At 71.6% G+C, this 15,729-nt stretch carries 16 protein-coding genes; 9 read left to right on the top strand and 7 right to left on the bottom strand.

Annotated features, from left to right (window positions below):
• Positions 1-50: 50 nt before the first annotated feature.
• Positions 51-518: a hypothetical protein gene (locus EV292_RS07105; protein ID WP_132908510.1), complete on the bottom strand. Its 468-nt coding sequence runs from the start codon at positions 516-518 to the stop codon at positions 51-53.
• Positions 519-680: 162 nt separating this feature from the next.
• On the opposite strand from EV292_RS07105, the gene EV292_RS07100 reads away from it, so the two are divergent.
• From EV292_RS07100 to EV292_RS07085, 4 genes are all read left to right on the top strand, one after another.
• Positions 681-1,295: an outer membrane beta-barrel protein gene (locus EV292_RS07100; RefSeq protein WP_132908509.1), complete on the top strand. Its 615-nt coding sequence runs from the start codon at positions 681-683 to the stop codon at positions 1,293-1,295.
• Between the two features lie 240 nt (positions 1,296-1,535).
• On the top strand, positions 1,536-2,639 hold the full coding sequence (gene dnaN, locus EV292_RS07095; protein ID WP_132908508.1) for a DNA polymerase III subunit beta: 1,104 nt from the start codon (positions 1,536-1,538) through the stop codon (positions 2,637-2,639).
• A gap of 109 nt (positions 2,640-2,748) precedes the next feature.
• Positions 2,749-3,462 (top strand): guanitoxin biosynthesis heme-dependent pre-guanitoxin N-hydroxylase GntA, encoded by a 714-nt coding sequence (gene gntA, locus EV292_RS07090; protein WP_132908507.1) that lies wholly within the window; start codon positions 2,749-2,751, stop codon positions 3,460-3,462.
• Positions 3,459-4,046: an urea carboxylase-associated family protein gene (locus tag EV292_RS07085; RefSeq protein ID WP_132908506.1), complete on the top strand. Its 588-nt coding sequence runs from the start codon at positions 3,459-3,461 to the stop codon at positions 4,044-4,046. The genes gntA and EV292_RS07085 overlap by 4 nt, the downstream gene beginning before the upstream one ends.
• A 16-nt stretch (positions 4,047-4,062) precedes the next feature.
• Here the strand turns inward: EV292_RS07085 and EV292_RS22550 are convergent, their stop codons facing one another.
• Positions 4,063-4,236, bottom strand: coding sequence for a hypothetical protein (locus tag EV292_RS22550; protein ID WP_165927040.1), 174 nt, complete (start codon positions 4,234-4,236; stop codon positions 4,063-4,065).
• A gap of 220 nt (positions 4,237-4,456) precedes the next feature.
• Between EV292_RS22550 and fdhD the strand changes: the two genes are divergently transcribed.
• Both fdhD and EV292_RS07075 read left to right on the top strand, forming a co-directional pair.
• Entirely contained in the window at positions 4,457-5,227 is a 771-nt protein-coding gene (fdhD, locus tag EV292_RS07080) for a formate dehydrogenase accessory sulfurtransferase FdhD (RefSeq protein WP_243693649.1), read from the top strand.
• A gap of 6 nt (positions 5,228-5,233) precedes the next feature.
• On the top strand, positions 5,234-7,498 hold the full coding sequence (locus tag EV292_RS07075; protein WP_132908504.1) for an FdhF/YdeP family oxidoreductase: 2,265 nt from the start codon (positions 5,234-5,236) through the stop codon (positions 7,496-7,498).
• 44 nt (positions 7,499-7,542) lie between these two features.
• On the opposite strand, the gene EV292_RS07070 is transcribed toward EV292_RS07075, so the two are convergent.
• The 3 genes from EV292_RS07070 to EV292_RS07060 are packed head-to-tail and all read right to left on the bottom strand — an operon-like array spanning position 7,543 to position 9,157.
• Positions 7,543-8,178, bottom strand: coding sequence for a heme exporter protein CcmB (locus EV292_RS07070; protein ID WP_132908503.1), 636 nt, complete (start codon positions 8,176-8,178; stop codon positions 7,543-7,545).
• Entirely contained in the window at positions 8,175-8,750 is a 576-nt protein-coding gene (gene ccmA, locus EV292_RS07065) for a heme ABC exporter ATP-binding protein CcmA (RefSeq protein ID WP_165927031.1), read from the bottom strand. Before ccmA ends, EV292_RS07070 begins: the two co-directional genes overlap by 4 nt.
• A complete protein-coding gene (locus tag EV292_RS07060; RefSeq protein ID WP_207913366.1) occupies positions 8,747-9,157 on the bottom strand; it encodes a metallopeptidase family protein in 411 nt (136 codons plus the stop codon). Before EV292_RS07060 ends, ccmA begins: the two co-directional genes overlap by 4 nt.
• A 66-nt stretch (positions 9,158-9,223) precedes the next feature.
• On the opposite strand from EV292_RS07060, the gene EV292_RS07055 reads away from it, so the two are divergent.
• Positions 9,224-9,523 (top strand): 4a-hydroxytetrahydrobiopterin dehydratase, encoded by a 300-nt coding sequence (locus tag EV292_RS07055; RefSeq protein WP_132908500.1) that lies wholly within the window; start codon positions 9,224-9,226, stop codon positions 9,521-9,523.
• A 28-nt stretch (positions 9,524-9,551) separates the two neighbouring features.
• Here the strand turns inward: EV292_RS07055 and EV292_RS07050 are convergent, their stop codons facing one another.
• Positions 9,552-10,334: an SDR family oxidoreductase gene (locus tag EV292_RS07050; protein ID WP_132908499.1), complete on the bottom strand. Its 783-nt coding sequence runs from the start codon at positions 10,332-10,334 to the stop codon at positions 9,552-9,554.
• A 62-nt stretch (positions 10,335-10,396) separates the two neighbouring features.
• On the opposite strand from EV292_RS07050, the gene EV292_RS07045 reads away from it, so the two are divergent.
• Both EV292_RS07045 and EV292_RS07040 read left to right on the top strand, forming a co-directional pair.
• On the top strand, positions 10,397-11,194 hold the full coding sequence (locus EV292_RS07045) for an ATP-binding cassette domain-containing protein (RefSeq protein WP_132908498.1): 798 nt from the start codon (positions 10,397-10,399) through the stop codon (positions 11,192-11,194).
• A complete protein-coding gene (locus EV292_RS07040; RefSeq protein WP_132908497.1) occupies positions 11,191-12,729 on the top strand; it encodes a glycine betaine ABC transporter substrate-binding protein in 1,539 nt (512 codons plus the stop codon). The genes EV292_RS07045 and EV292_RS07040 overlap by 4 nt, the downstream gene beginning before the upstream one ends.
• 34 nt (positions 12,730-12,763) lie before the next feature.
• Here EV292_RS07040 and EV292_RS07035 read toward each other — a convergent pair whose 3' ends face one another.
• Positions 12,764-15,667 (bottom strand): TonB-dependent receptor, encoded by a 2,904-nt coding sequence (locus EV292_RS07035; protein ID WP_132908496.1) that lies wholly within the window; start codon positions 15,665-15,667, stop codon positions 12,764-12,766.
• Between the last annotated feature and the right edge of the window lie 62 nt (positions 15,668-15,729).

The following is a 15,729-nucleotide window of genomic DNA, read 5'->3' as shown; positions in this document are numbered from 1 at the left end:
AACGGCTGGGATCATCGAGCGTCGGACGGGCCTATTCTGCTCGATGGCCCTTACCCGCCCGCGCACCCCAGCTGCGCCGCGTCGATCGCGGTAGGGGCGCCGGCGAGCGTGTAGCTGTCCGCGATCACGCGCCCGGCGCGGTCCGCGGTCGTCAGCGTCATCAGCCGCGCCGCGCGCAGCGCCGCGACGATCGCGGAATTGGTCGCAGCGTCGGGCGCGCGCGCGCTCGTCGCGTCCCCCACCAGCGCGAAGCGACGCTCCCCCACCGCCAGCGTCAGCCGTGCGCCCGCGCCGCGCGCGCGCGACAGATGGAAATAGATGCTCGGCCCGCGCGTCGCCCCCGCGCGCGCCACCACGCTGGCGAAGCCACCGCGGCGATCGGTGGTGCCGTCGTCGCGCACGGGCTGCGCGATCGCGAAGCAGCGCGGCGGCGCGCCCTCGCGCAACGCCGCCCAGCGCTCCCACACGCCGAGCGACCCGCGCTCGACCGCGAGCGCCAGCGAAGCCACGATCAGCATGGCTCAGCCCTCATCCGCGCTTCTCATCGCGCATCACCTAAGAACCGCTGTTGCTCGAAGGCAACGGTTTTCGCTGTTTATGTGAGGTTCATGCAACGAGCGCGGCGTTAACTAATTGAGCAGCCACGCCCCAGGGTCGGGGCATGAGACTTGGAGTGAGACATGCGTAAGCTTGCATTTGCCACCGCCGCGGCCGCGTTCGGCCTCGCGCTGGCAACCCCCGCGCTGGCACAGAACGGCGACTTCGGCGGCGGCCGCCTCGAGGCGCTGGCCGGCTACGACAATCTGCAGGACGGCGGCGACGGCGAGTCCGAGGGCCGCGAGGGGTTCACCTATGGCGCGCTGCTCGGTTACGATTTCCAGCGCGGCAACATCGTCTACGGGATCGAGGGCGAGGTCACCGACGCCACCACCAAGAGCCGCAGCTACAACGAGCTGGCGGCGGGCGACCGCTTCTCGCTCGAGGCGGGACGCGACCTCTACGTCGGCGGGCGGCTCGGCTATGTGATCTCGCCGGCGGCGATGGTCTATGCCAAGGGCGGTTACACCAACGCGCGTGTCGAGAGCCGCTATCAGGCGACCACCGGTGCCGAGAACGAGCTGGTCGACAAGGCCGATCTCGACGGCTTCCGCGTCGGCGCGGGGCTGGAGTTCAAGATCACCCCGACCGCCTTCGTCAAGGGCGAGTATCGTTACTCGCATTACGGCGACGTCGATGGCTATGACATCGACCTCGACCGCCACCAGCTGATGGCGGGCCTCGGCATCCGCTTCTGACGATCGTCCTGTGAGGCGAGGCCGGTACCGCGGTGACCGTGCTCCTGCGCAGGCAGGAGCCCAGAGCCGAGAGCGCCGGCCCGCGTGCCCCCGTGTTCCTGCTATGCGGGAACACGGGGCGCACCACGAACTCATATAGACGCGAAGGGTCGGGGCGCTTGCTCCGGCCCTTCACTTTTGGCTAGGACGGGTCGGCCAATTGCCCCTGGTGAGTGACCTGCGGGCCCGGGGGACGTGACGATGAAGGCGACGATCGAACGCGCGACGCTGCTCAAGGGGCTGAGCCACGTGCAATCGGTGGTGGAGCGCCGCAACACCATCCCGATCCTGTCCAACGTGCTGCTCGAGGCCACCGCCGAGGGCCAGTTGCGGCTGATGGCGACCGACCTCGACCTCCAGATCAACGAGAGCGTCGCCGCCGCGGTCGACCAGCCCGGCGCCACCACCGTCTCGGCGCACACCCTGTTCGACATCGCGCGCAAGCTGCCCGAGGGGTCGCAGGTGTCGCTCGCCGCGGCCGAGGGCCGCGTCACGATCGTGGCGGGGCGCGCGCGCTTCTCGCTCGGCACGCTGCCGCGCGACGATTTCCCGGTGATCGCCGAGGGCGAGCTGCCGGTGCAGTTCGAGCTGCCGGTCGATACGCTCAAGCAGATCATCGACAAGACGCGCTTCGCCATCTCCACCGAGGAGACGCGTTACTATCTCAACGGCATCTTCCTCCACGTCGCCGAGGGCGTGCTCAAGGCGGCGGCGACCGACGGCCACCGGCTGGCGCGCGTGACGGTCGACCAGCCCGAGGGCGCGTCGGGCATGCCCGACGTGATCGTGCCGCGGAAGTGCATCGCCGAGCTGCGCAAGCTGCTCGACGAGGTGGACGGCTCGGTCGGCGTGTCGCTGTCGGGCACCAAGATCCGCTTCGACCTGGGCAGCGCGATCCTCACCTCCAAGCTGATCGACGGCACCTTCCCCGATTACAGCCGCGTGATCCCGACCGCGAACGACAAGATCCTCAAGCTCGATCCCAAGAGCTTCATGCAGGGCGTCGACCGCGTCTCGACCATCGCCACCGAGAAGACCCGCGCGGTGAAGATGGCGCTGGATCGCGACAAGATCACGCTGTCGGTGACCAGCCCGGAGAACGGCACCGCCGCCGAGGAAGTGCCGGGCGACTATGCCGCGATGCCGTTCGAGATCGGCTTCAACAGCCGCTACCTGCTCGATATCCTCGGTCAGATCGACACCGACCTGGTCGAGGTCCACCTCGCCGACGCCGCCGCGCCGACGCTGATCCGCGAGAACGACAAGAGCCCCGCGCTCTACGTGCTGATGCCGATGCGGGTGTGACGGGCGGGGCGCGGCCGAAGCCGTCGCGCCTGGACCGACTCACCTCATTGATTTCTATCAGTTTGATTTGCCGGAACGATTCATTGCTGCCGCCCGTATCGACGGCCCTATGCCCGCGCCCGAGACACCCCTCTTCCGCTGGACGCATCAGGCGCAGGACGAGCTCGAATCGCTCCTCCACGCCCATGTCGTCGAGAAGTCCTTTCCCTGCGTCGGCGCCAAGGCGGCGCTGGCGCGCGGCACGCTCGACGTGCTCGCCTGCTCGCGGATCGACAGCGCGTGGGACGACCTGCGCATCCACGACGGTCTGGTGCGCTTCGCCGCCGCCTATCGTGCCGAGCCGACGCTGTTCCGCAGCTACGCCGTGGTGTTCGAAGGCCCCGACGGACTCGACGAGCCCAGGTTCGAGGCGGCCTTGTGGCAACGCATCCAGTCGCTCTCGGACAAGGACGTCTGGCGCGGCCAGCAATATGACCAGCGCGTCAGCCACGACCCCGACAGCCCGCATTTCTCGCTGAGCTTCGGCGGGGAGGCGTTCTTCGTGGTCGGTCTCCACCCGCAGGCCTCGCGCCCGGCGCGGCGGTTCGCGCGCCCCACGATGGTCTTCAACCTCCACGACCAGTTCGAGCAACTCCGCGCCGACGGCCGCTATGAGACGATGCGCGAGGCGATCATGGTGCGCGACGAGAAAGTCGCGGGGTCGCGCAACCCGATGCTCGCCCGCCACGGCGAGACGAGCGAGGCGCGCCAGTACAGCGGTCGCGCGGTCGATGCGGGCTGGCGCTGTCCCTTCCATTATGCCGGGGCGGGTGACCCGGCGTGAGCGAGACGGTGGAGATCGCGCCGCGCAGCGGCACCGCCTTCCGCCTGCGCGCGGGGCAGCGGCTGACGGTGATCGATCCGCGCGGGGTGCAGGTGGCCGATCTGCTCGCGTACAATGCGGAGGACGTGCGCGAGGTGATCTCCTCGGGCCGCACCCTGGATTATGCCGAGACGATCCGGCTCACCGCCGGCCACCTGCTCTATTCGAACCGCTCGCGGCCGATGCTGGCGATCGTCGAGGACACGGTGGGGCGCCACGATTTCCTGCTGACGCCCTGTTCCTATGACACGTTCCACCATTTCTATCCCGAGCTGCCGCCGCACCGCGGCTGCTTCGGCAATCTCGCCGAGGCGCTGGCGCCTTATGGCGTCAGCGAGGATATGATTCCGGTGGCGTTCAACTGCTTCATGAACGTGCCGGTCGACGGTGCCACTGGACGGCTGGAAGTGCTGCCGCCGACCAGCCGCGCGGGGGATCACCTCACGCTCGAGGCGCGGATGGACCTGATCATCGGGCTCACCGCCTGCTCGGCGCCCGCGTCGAACGGCGGCAGCTTCAAGCCGATCCACTATCGCGTGGAGTGAGCGCGGCCGTGCGCGCTCAGATCATCCGCGGCGCGGCGGCCAGCACCTCCGCCTCGGCGATCCGAGCGGCATAACGCGCGGCAAGATCGAGATGGACGCGCCGGATCGGACCGCCGCGGGCATGGCGTGCCGCCTCATGTTCCTGGGCCGCACGGCGTCGAAAATAGTCGATATCGTCTATCACATGCACGGCGTGGTCCTCCCGCTCCGGAAGATGGCTTCACGATACGCTGCGACTCGCCCAACCATTGTGCGCCGATTCGCGCGGCATGCACCAACATTCGTCAGTCCGGGCGCCACGACTCGAAAAGAATCAGCAATTACTTCGGCGCGGCCCGCGACGACTCGGCTCCGCTGCGCGATAACGGACGCAGTGGCGCGTCGACGCCCGCTCCGGCATGGAGGATCGGATGGACCGTGACTTCCGCCGCGTCGCCGCCGACGCCACCGAGTCGCCGCTACGCCGCGCGGTGATCGCCGAGCATCCGGTCGCGATCGAGATCAACGGGCTCGGCTATGCGGTGATGATGGCGACACCCGCCGATCTCGCCGACTTCGCCACCGGTTTCGCGCTCTCCGAGCGGATCGTCGCGGACGCGCGCGAGATCGAGGCGCTCGACCTCGTCGACACCGATCAGGGGATGATCGCGCGGCTCGCGGTGCCGCCCGCGCGGGCCGCGGCGGTCGCCGACCGCGTCCGCCGCCGCGCCAGCGACAGCTCGTGCGGCCTGTGTGGGATGGACAATCTCGACGCGATCCACCGCCCGTTGCCTCGGGTCACCGCCACGCCGGTAGTGCCCGACGCGATCTTCGCCGCGCTGGCGGCGATGCGCGACCATCAGCCGCTCAACCGCGCCACCGGCGCCGCGCATGCCGCGATGCTGTGCGATCGCGCCGGCGCGGTCCGGCTCGCGCGCGAGGACGTCGGGCGCCACAATGCCTTCGACAAATTGATCGGCGCGATGGCGCGCGAGCGGCTGGATTGGGACGATGGCTTCGCCCTGCTGTCGTCGCGCTGCTCCTACGAACTGGTGGAGAAAGCCGCGCTCGCCGGCTGCGCGACGCTGGTGACGGTATCGGCGGCGACCAGCCTCGCGCTCGACCGTGCCGCCGCGGCGGGGCTGACTTTGGTGTCGCTCGCGCGCGCGGATGCGGTGCTCTTTTCCGCGCCCGCGCGTTAGGGGCGGATGACCGAGCAGCACGACGATCGCCCCGATTTCACGCCCTATGACGGCCCCGCCGGCGGCTGGGGCTCGCTCAAGTCGCTCGCGGACATCATCCCGCGCGAGAAGAATGCGGCGCAGACCTCGGCCGAGCTGCTGCGCCAGAACAAGCCCGATGGCTTCATGTGCGTGAGCTGCGCCTGGTCCAAGCCGCACCCGCCGCATACCGCCGAATTCTGCGAGAATGGCGCCAAGGCGACCGCCTGGGAGATCACCAGCCAGCGCGTCACCCCCGACTTCTTCCGGGCGCATTCGCTTTCCGAGCTGCGCAGCTGGCGTGACTATCGGCTGGAGGAAGCCGGCCGGCTGACGCACCCGATGAAGTACGACCGCGCCACCGACCGCTACGTCGTGGCCCCATGGGAGGAGGCGTTCGCCGCGATTGGGGCAAGGCTCAAGGCGCTCGCGCCGCGCTCGGTGGTGTTCTACGCCTCGGGCCGCGCCAGCCTTGAGACGTCATACATGTACCAGCTGATGGCGCGGCTGTACGGCAACCAGAACCTGCCCGACAGCTCGAACATGTGCCACGAATCGACCTCGGTCGGGCTCAAGGCCGCGATCGGTGTGCCGGTGGGCACCACCACGCTGGAGGATTTCGACCACACCGACTGCATCCTGCACTTCGGCCAGAACGTCGCCACCAACAGCCCGCGCATGCTCCATCAGCTCCGCTCGGTCCATAAGCGCGGCGCGCAGATCATCGTGTTCAATCCCTTGCGCGAGCGCGGGCTGGAGCGCTTCACCGACCCGCAGAACCCGATCGAGATGGCGACGCGCAGCGAGACGCCGATCGCGACGCAATACCATCAGGTGAAGGCGGGCGGCGACCTCGCGGCGATGATGGGCATCGCCAAATGGGTGATCGAGCACGGCCATGTCGACCGCGACTTCGTCGCGACCCATACGCACGATTATGCCGCGTTCGAGGCCAGGGCGCGGGCGACCGGCTGGGACGAGATCGAGCGCGAGTCGGGGCTGACCCGCGCCGCGCTCGAACAGGCTGCCGAGGCCTATGCGCGCGCCAAGGCGACGATGGCGATCTACGGCATGGGGCTGACCCAGCACGTCAAGGGCGTCGACAATGTGCGGATGCTGGTCAACCTGCTGCTGCTGCGCGGGAACATCGGCAAACCCGGCGCCGGACCTTGCCCGGTGCGCGGACACAGCAACGTCCAGGGCCAGCGCACCGTCGGCATCACCGAGAAGACCGAACTGGCGCCGGTGGAGAAGCTCAAGGAGATCTACGGCTTCGACCCGCCGACCGAGAAAGGGCTCGACACGGTCGAAGCCACCGGCGGGATCATCGACGGGACGGTGAAGGCGTTCGTCTCGCTCGGCGGCAATTTCGTCCGCGCCGCGCCCGAGACCGAGCTGCTGGAACAGGGCTGGGCCAGGCTCGACCTGTCGGTCCAGATCGCCACCAAGCTCAACCGCAGCCACCTCATCCCCGCCGCGGGCGAGACCTGGCTCCTGCCCTGTCTCGGCCGGATCGAACGCGACCTGCAGGCGAGCGGCCCGCAGCGCGTGACGGTGGAGGATTCGACCAGTGTGATCCACCCGTCGCTCGGCAAGGTCGAGCCGGCGAGCCCGCACCTGCTGTCCGAGCCCGCGATCGTGGCGGGGATCGCCAAGGCGCTGCTGCCGCCCAACCCGGCGATCGACTGGGACGCCTGGGTCGGCGACTATGCGCGGGTGCGCGACGAGATCGCCAAGGTGTTCCCGCACTTCTTCGCGCGCTTCAACGAGCGGTTGCAGGAGGAGAAGGGCGGCTTCTGGAAGGGCAACAAGGCGGCCGGACGCGAGTGGGACACGCCCAGCGGCAAGGCCGAGTTCCTGGTGCCCGACGTGCTCAACGCCACCGGTTTCGGCGAGAGCGAGGGGCGCTACCGGCTGCTGACGCTGCGCTCGAACGACCAGTTCAACACCACGGTCTACGGCTATTCGGACCGTTTCCGCGGCATCAACGGCACGCGCAAGGTGGTGCTGATGAACCGCGAGGACATTGCGCGGGCGGGGCTCAGCGCGGGCGCCAAGGTGACGCTGGCGAGCGACGCCGGCGACAATCACCAGCGCCGCGTCGGCGATCTCATCGTGGTGGAATATGACGTGCCGCCGGGCTGCGTCGCGGCTTATTATCCCGAGTGCAACCCGCTGATCGCGCTGGCCCACCACGCCGAGGAGAGCCACGTCCCCGCCGCCAAGTCGGTGCCGGTGCGAATCCTGGCCTGACCGAGCGGCGCCCGGTGGGGTCGTCACCCCGCCGGGCGCCGCACTCACTCCATAGCGGCGCGGATCGCCGCCCCGGCGGCGACCGGGCCGCCGACCAGCAGCACCAGGCTGGTCGCGGCGAGCAGCTGGAGCCCGCCGCCGTCTCCCGCCAGCGCGCCCGCCCCGAAGATCAGCAGCGGCACCGCGAGCGGCAGCATCACCAGCCCCGCCACCGCGCCCGCGCCACGCACCCCCGCGGTGAGCGCCGCGGTCGCCACCGCGAGTGCGGCCAGCCCCGGCGTTCCCAGCGCCAGCCCGGCCAGCACCAGCAGCAGTCGCTCCGCCGAGAGGTCGAGCAGCGCCGCCGCGACCGGCGCCGCGACCAGCAGCGGCGGTGCGAAGGCGAGCCAGTGCGCGGCGGTCTTGGCCGCGGCGACCGTCACCGGCGTCTGCCCGCGCACGACGAGCTGGTCGATGACCCCCGCCTCCAGATCGGGCGCGATCAGCCGCTCGACCGGCAGCAGCGCGGCGAGCAGCGCCGCGGCCCAGACCACCCCGCCGCCGACGCGCGCGAGCAGCGCGGCATCCGACCCGATCGCGAAGGGGAACAACGTCGCCACCAGCAGGAAGAAGGCGACCAGCAACGTCGCGCCGCCCCCCGCGTAGGACCGCCGCACGTCGCGCCAGATCAGCGCGGTCACAGCGCCACCTCGCTGGCGCCCGCCAGCACGAGCGGCTGGTGGGTCGCCACCACCACCGCGCCGCCGCCGCCGCGATGCCCCTCCAGCAGCAGCTCGAGCCGCGCCACCGCCGCCGCGTCGAGCCCGCTGGCGGGCTCGTCGAGCAGCCACACCGGCGCGCCCGACGCGACCACGCGCGCCAGCGCGGCGCGGCGGCGCTGCCCGGTCGAGAGCAGCCGCACCGGCACATCGGCGAGATCGTCGAGCGCCACCGCCGCCAGCGCCGCGGCGACACGGGTCGCGGCGGCGGGCACCCCGTCCTGCGCCGCCCAGAAAGCGAGCGCGGCGGCGAGCGGGCGATCGGCGTCGAGTGCGGCGGCCTCGCCCATCCAGGCGATCCGCGCGTCGCGCGCTACCGTGCCCGCGGCGGGGGCAAGCAGCCCCGCGAGCACGCGCAGCAGTGACGACTTTCCCGCGCCGTTCGCGCCGGTGACCAGCACCGCCGCGCCGCGCGCCAGCTCGAGCGTGATCCCTTCGGCGAGGACGCGCCCGCCGCGCGCCACCGCCAACCCGCGCGCCGCCAGCAGCGTCAATCCGCCACCGCGTCTTCCAGCGCGTGCATATCGTCGTCGCTCAGCCCGAAGTGATGCCCGATCTCGTGGATCGTCACATGCGCGACGAGATCGTCCAGCCGCACCCCGGTCTCGCACCATTCGGCCAGGATCGCCTGGCGATACAGATGGATGCGGTCGGGCAGCGCGGCGGAGTCGAACGCGCTCTTCTCGCCGATCGGGCGACCGTGGTAGACGCCGGTGAGGTCGAGCGGATGCTCGATCTCCAGCGCGGCGAGCGTCTCCGCGTCCGCCTCTTCCTCGACCAGCAGCACGACCTCGCCGAGATGCTGGCGGAACGCGGCGGGCAGGCGCGCGATCACCGCGCGCGCCTGCGCCTCGATCGCGTCGGCGGAGGGCGCCGCGCCCATCGGGTCTTGCTCGTTCATCCCCAGCGCCATACCGCTCGCGCTCGGGCCACGGCAAGCGCGCCGGCGGGCGAGAGGGAGCGCGACATGGCGGCGATCGAACAACTCAGCGAGGCGGAGCGCGCCGACGCGCTCGATGCGCTGCCCGAATGGGATTATGACGACGCGCGCGACGCGATCACGCGCACGATCGTCTTCACCGACTTCGCCGAGGCGTTCGGCTTCATGGCGCAGGTGGCGCTGCTCGCCGAGCGCGCCGATCATCACCCCGAGTGGAGCAACGTGTGGAACCGGGTGGAGATACTGCTCACCACGCACGACGCCGGCGGCCTGTCCGAGCGCGACGTCGAGCTGGCCACCGCGATCGACGCGATCCTAGGGGGGTGAGATAGGCCCTTCCCCTGCCGGGGAGGATCTACCGCATCACCCGCCGCCGCATCGATCGGCGCAACCGTCCCGGCAGCCAGCGCGCCGCGAAGGCGAGCCGCCGCGCGGTCGGCCCCACGAGCGTATGGACGCGGTCGCCCTGCACCGCCGCCCAGGCCTTGTCCGCCACCACCTCCACCGGGGTGAACTCGAGCCCCGCCGCCACCACCGCCTCGCGCGCGGTGCGGTTGGAGCCTCCGACCGGCGCCGCGAGCAGCGCGGTGTCGATGAACCCCGGCATCAGCGAGCGAACCCGGATCCCGTCGCGCGCCCACTCGCCATCGAGCGCTTCGGTGAGGCCGCGCACCGCGAACTTGGTCGCCGAATAGGCCGCCAGCCCGGACGAGCCGTAGATCGCCGAGGCCGAGGCGGTGTTGAGCAGGCACGATCCCGCCGTCGCGCGCAGATAGGGATAGGCCAGCCGCGCGCCATAGGCCACGCCGCGAAAATTGACGTCGATGACGCGGTCGAGCGCCTCGATCCCGATCTCACCGAACGCGCCGCTCGCCGCCACGCCCGCGTTGTTGAACAGCACGTCGAGCCGGCCGTCGCTGATCGCGGCGAAATCGGCGAGCACATGCTCCCATTCGGCCGGGTCGCGCACGTCCATCTGATGCGTGCTGGTACGGTCGCGCGGCAGCAGCGCCGCGGTCTCGGCCAGTCCGCGCTGGTCGATGTCGGCGAGCCCGACGCTCCAGCCCTCCGCGGCGAAGCGCTGCGCCACCGCGCGACCGATGCCCGAGCCGCCGCCGGTGACGAGTATCGCCTTCATCCCACCCTCTCCCGCTTCTTCACGCTTGTTCGTGGCGCAGGCTTCCCGCATCGTCGCGCGCGATGCCAGCACAATCGCTGCCCCTGCCGGCCAGCGGCCCGGCGATCGCGTTCGAGCGCGTCGCCAAAGTCTATGCCGACGGCACCGTCGCGCTCGACGGCGTGTCGCTGACGGTCGCGCCGGGCAGCTTCGTCGCGCTGGTCGGCCCCTCGGGTTCGGGCAAGTCGACGCTGCTGCGCACGGTCAACCGGCTGGTGGCGCCGAGCGACGGCCGCGTGACGATCGACGGCGAGGATGTGGCGGCCGGGCCACCGCACCTGCTGCGCCGCCGGATCGGCTATGTGTTCCAGGAGGTGGGGCTGTTCCCGCATCTCAGCGTCGCGGAGAATGTCGCGCTGCCGCTGCGCGTGGCGGGAAGGCGCGATCCGGCGCGGGTGTCGGCGATGCTCGACCTCGTCGACCTGCCCGCGGCGCTGGCGTCGCGGCTCCCCGCCGCGCTGTCGGGCGGGCAGCGCCAGCGCGTCGGCGTCGCGCGCGCGCTGGTCACCGGGCCGCGGCTGCTGCTGATGGACGAGCCGTTCGGCGCGCTCGACCCGGTCACGCGCGAGGCGCTGATGCGGTCGGTGCTGCGGCTTCACCGCGAGCTGGCGCTGACGACGGTGATGGTGACCCATGACATGGCCGAGGCGCTGCTCGCCGCCGACCGCGTGCTGGTGATGGAGCGCGGCCGCCTCGTCGCGGACGAGACTCCGGCCGCGCTGCTCGCGGGCGCGGGCGGCGCCACCGCCGCGGCGCTGGTGGCGGTGCCGCGCGCGCAGGGCGAGCGGCTCGCCGCGCTCGCGCGCGGGGCGCAGGCATGAACGCCGCGTTCGCGCGCGTCCCCGCGCTGGCGGCACAGCATCTGCTGCTCGGGCTCGCCGCGCTGCTGCTCGCGCTGGCGCTGGCGCTGCCGCTCGGTCTGCTCGCAGCGCGCCGGCGCCACCTCGGCGCGGCGGTGCTGGGGTTCGCCAGCCTGGTGCAGACGATCCCCAGCCTCGCGCTGCTCGCGCTCTTCTATCCGGCGCTGCTGTGGCTCGGCGCGCTGCTCGGGCGCGCGGTGCCCGCGCTCGGCTTCCTGCCGGCGCTGCTCGCGCTGACGCTCTACGCTCTGCTGCCAATCGTGCGCAATCTCGTCACCGGACTCGCCGGGATCGACCGCGCGCTGCTGACCGCGGCGGACGGGATCGGCATGACCGCGGGGCAGAAGCTGCGCTGGGTGGAGGCGCCGCTGGTGCTGCCGGTCGCGATGGCGGGGGTGCGCACCGCCGCGGTGTGGACGATCGGCGCCGCGACGCTCTCCACCACCGTTGGCCAGCCGAGCCTCGGCGACCTGATCTTCGCCGGCCTGCAGACCCAGGCGTGGACGCTGGTGCTGGCGGGCTGCGTCGGCGCGGCGGCGCTGGCGCTCGCGGTCGACGCGGTGCTGGGCATCGCCGAGCGCGCCGCGGGGCGACGGCAGTGGCGGCGGATGGCGGCGGCGCTCGCGCTGCTGGTCGCGGCGGGCGCCGCGGCGAGCGCCCCGCTGTGGCACAGCGACGGCGGCGAGCGATCGGTGGTGGTCGGCGCCAAGAACTTCTCCGAACAATATATCCTGGCGCGGCTGATCGGCGCGCGGCTGGAGCGCGCGGGCTATCGCGTGAGCTATCGCGACGGGCTCGGCTCGGCGGTGGCGTTCGGCGCGGTGGCGAGCGGCGCGATCGACGTCTACGTCGATTACGCGGGCACGCTGTGGACCGGCGCGATGGCGCGGCGCGAGACGCCCTCGCGCGCGCGGCTGGTGGCAGAGCTGGCGCGCTGGACCGAGACGTCGCGCGGCGTCACTTTGCTGGGGTCGCTCGGCTTCGAGAATGCTTATGCCTTCGCGATGCGCGGCGACGACGCGCGCGCGCGCGGGATCGCGACGCTCGACGATCTGGTCGCGGCGGCGCCGGGGCTGCGGCTGGGCGCCGACCTCGAGTTCCTCGACCGACCCGAATGGACCGCGATCCGCTCGGCCTATCCGCTGCGCTTCGCGGCGGCGACGCCGTACAGCCCGACCTTCATGTATCGCGCGCTGGCGAGCGGACGCGCCGACGTGATCAGCGCCTTCTCCTCGGACGGGCGGATCGCGGCGGAGCGGCTGACCGTGCTCGGCGACCCCCGCGGCGCGATCCCGTCCTACGACGCGGTGCTGCTGGTCGCGCCGGCGCGGCGCGACGACGCGCGCTTCCGCGCCGCCTTGGCGCCGCTGGTCGGGCGGATCCCGGTGGCGACGATGCGCCGGGCCAATTACCTGGTCGATCGCGACGCCGACAAACGCTCGCCCGAACAGGCCGCGGCCTGGCTCGCGGCCGCGGTGGGGCTGAGCGCACGCTGATTACGACCTGACACGAAGGGACGAAGAGTCGTCCTCAGTAGAACAATTTGCGCAGCGACAGCCGCACGGTGCGCCCGATCGGGTCGAGATAGCCCGGCTGGAAGCCGATCGGCACCTCGCCCGCCTGGTCGGTGACGCGCTGGCGCGTGTTGAACAGATTGTCGAGCTGGAGGCTCACGCGCGTGCCGCGCATCCACGGATGCGCGCGGACCCAGTCGATTCGCCCGCCCAGATCGGCGAACAGCCGCAGGTTGGCGGTCGCGATGCTGCCGAAATCGAGCGTCTCCGGTGCCGCCGGGGTACCGCCGTTGACCCGCGTGGCGCTCTGGAAATTGACCGACAGCCGCGCCCCCAGACCGTTGTTGGTATAGCCCGCCTGCCCCTCCAGCTCGTGGCGCGGCTGTCCTCCCGCGCTGCCGATCGCATCGCCGTCGAGCAGGTCCAGCACCGGGCCGGTGTCCGCCACCGTCACGCGCTCGGTGAGGTGCCAGGTATGATAGAGCGCGAACTGGAGCCGCCCGCCCGCCTGCGCGCCGCCGCCGCGGCCGAACCGACCGAAGCCACCCCCGCCGGGTCCACCGGCGCGACCGTTCCCGCCGGCCGCCGGCGCGTCCGCGCCCTGCGTACTTGCGGCCGGCGCGGCGCCCGTGGTGTCGCCACCGCGCGTGGCGCTGCCGTCGGGGCGGGTGCGGTCGCGGTCGCGGTCGCGGTCGCGGTCGCCGCGCCGCTCGCCCGGCGGGCGCATCCCCGCGAAGGGATTGGGTCCGGTACCCGCGCGATAGGCCTCCAGCTCCTTCTGGATCTTCGACTTGAGCCGGAAGGACAAGTTGACGCCGTAGCGGAGCTGCGACGTCTCGCGCTTGGCGAAGTTGATCGGGCGGGTGTCGATCCGCAGCAGATTGCCCTGCGCGTCGCGCGAATAACGGTCGGGGAAGGCCGCCTCGATCGCCGCGGTCGCGCTGGGGAAGCTGGCGATCGGTTCGTCGGTCGACTGGCGCGTGTAATCGGCACGGAAGCGGATGTCGCGCCCGCCCCACGGCTTGACGTCGAGCCCCAGCTTGAGCGCGTGACGATTGTCGCCGATCAAGGTGGGGTTGCCCCCGGTCACCGTCGTCACCGTGGCGGTGGTGCCGCGGACATAGTCGAACACGCGCACGCCCGGGGTGGATACCACCGGATTGCCGAGCTGCGCCGCGCTGGGCGCCTCCTCCTGGTCGGTCACCGAGGCGATCAGCCGCACGCCCTCGATCGGCCGCCAGTTGGCGCCATAGCCGAAGGTCCACAGCGTCCCGAAGTCGGAGAGCCGATCGGCCGCGACATTGCCGTTGAACGACAGGTTCCCGAGAAAGGCGAGCACGCCCTCGGCGCGGCTCGCGATCGGCAGGTCGAGGTTGAGCTGCGAGGAGGCGATGTCGCGCCCGATATCGGCCGCGACGGGCGTGCCGAACCGCACCGAGCGGCTGGTGAAGTCGCTGGTCGAGGCCCCGATGCGCAGGCTGGCATTGGCGTCGCCCGCGGGCAGCGCGAACAGCGGCCCGCTCGCCAGCGCGTCCAGCCCCGCGCTGGTCGCGGTCGAGCGCGCTTTATTGTCGCCGGCGCGCGCGAGCGTCAGCGGCGCATAAGGGTTGGCGAGCGGGTCGAGCGCGGTCAGCCGCGCCTGGAGCGCGCTGCCGTCGAATCCCGTCTGCGTCACGGTGTCACTGGTGTCGCGGTCGAGGTTGCCCGTCACCGACCAGCGCCAGCGCCCCTTGTCGCCGTTGAGCGTCCCGCCGAGGTGGAGCTGGGTGGTCTCGACCTGCTGAGTCAGCGGCGGCAGCGTGTCGAATGCGCGCGTCAGTGTCACCGGCACCGCGAAGGGCGAGAAAGGGCTGCCCACCGGCAACGCGAGGTCGAGCTCGGCGAGCCCGCGCAGCGCCTCGGTTTTGCTATGGTCGACCGTGGCGTTCAGCGTGGCGGCGACGTCGCCGAGGATCGTCGTGGCATAGGTGCCGTTGGCGGAGAAGGTGCGCTGCTCGGGCAGCAGCGTGCGATAGGTCGACTGGTCGGTGACGTTGCGCGTCGCGCTGAACTCGCCCAGCAGCGGCGCGCGGGTCGCCGCCACCGCCGGAACGCCCAGAGAGGTGGCGGCGCCGAACAGCGGATCGATCGCGAGCCGCCCGCGCGTCGCGATATTGCCGTCGATCGCGGCGGTGTTGGTCGCCTGGCGAATGTCGCGCTCGGCCTCGGTGAGCGAGTCGGCGCGGTTATATTCGAGATGGAGGTTGACGCGGCCCTGATCGCGGATGCGCAGCAGGTCGAGTTCGGCACCGGGCGCATTGCGGCCGCCCTCGGTGGCGAAGCGGTCCTCGATCTCGGCGGTCACCGCGCGGAAGCGGCGGCGCAGCACGAAGTTCACCACGCGCTGGTCGGCGCGATAGCCGTATTTGAGCGCGACCTCCTCGGGCAGGATGTCGACGCGCGCGATCGCCTCGGTGGGCAGGTCGCGGATCTCGCGAAAGCCCGAGATGCGCCGGCCGTTGAGCAGCACCACCGGCGCGCCGCCGGCGCCGCGCCCGGAGCGCGTCTGCGGGCTGAGCTCGTTGAGCAATTCGGTGACGGAGCTGACGCCATAGCTGCGGATGTCGGCCTGGGAGAGCTGCTCCTCCGGGGTGATGTCCCCCACCACCGCGCCGCGCTGGCCGCGCGAGCCGGTGACGACGATGTCGGCGGGCTCGTCCTCGCTTTCCCCTTCTGCCGCCGCTTCGGCGGGGTCCGACTCGGGCGTGGCCTGGCTCGACTGCACCGCGGTGGTCGCGGGTGGCGGCGGGGTGGCGGCGGCGCTCCCGGTCGGTGCCACCGTGCCCGCGCTCGCGTCGGGCGGCGGCGCCTGCTGCGCGATGGCGGGCGGCACCGCGCCGGGCAGCGCGGTGGAGGCCAGCAGAAGGTACAACACGCGCATCACTTGCTCCCTCGCGCCGCGATCGGGCGGGACAGCCCGCTACGGCGGATTTGTCGCACAAT

Source organism: Sphingomonas sp. BK235 (genome assembly GCF_004345855.1).
Taxonomy (GTDB): Bacteria; Pseudomonadota; Alphaproteobacteria; order Sphingomonadales; family Sphingomonadaceae; genus Sphingomonas.
This window is presented reverse-complemented; position numbering and strand designations above follow the sequence as displayed.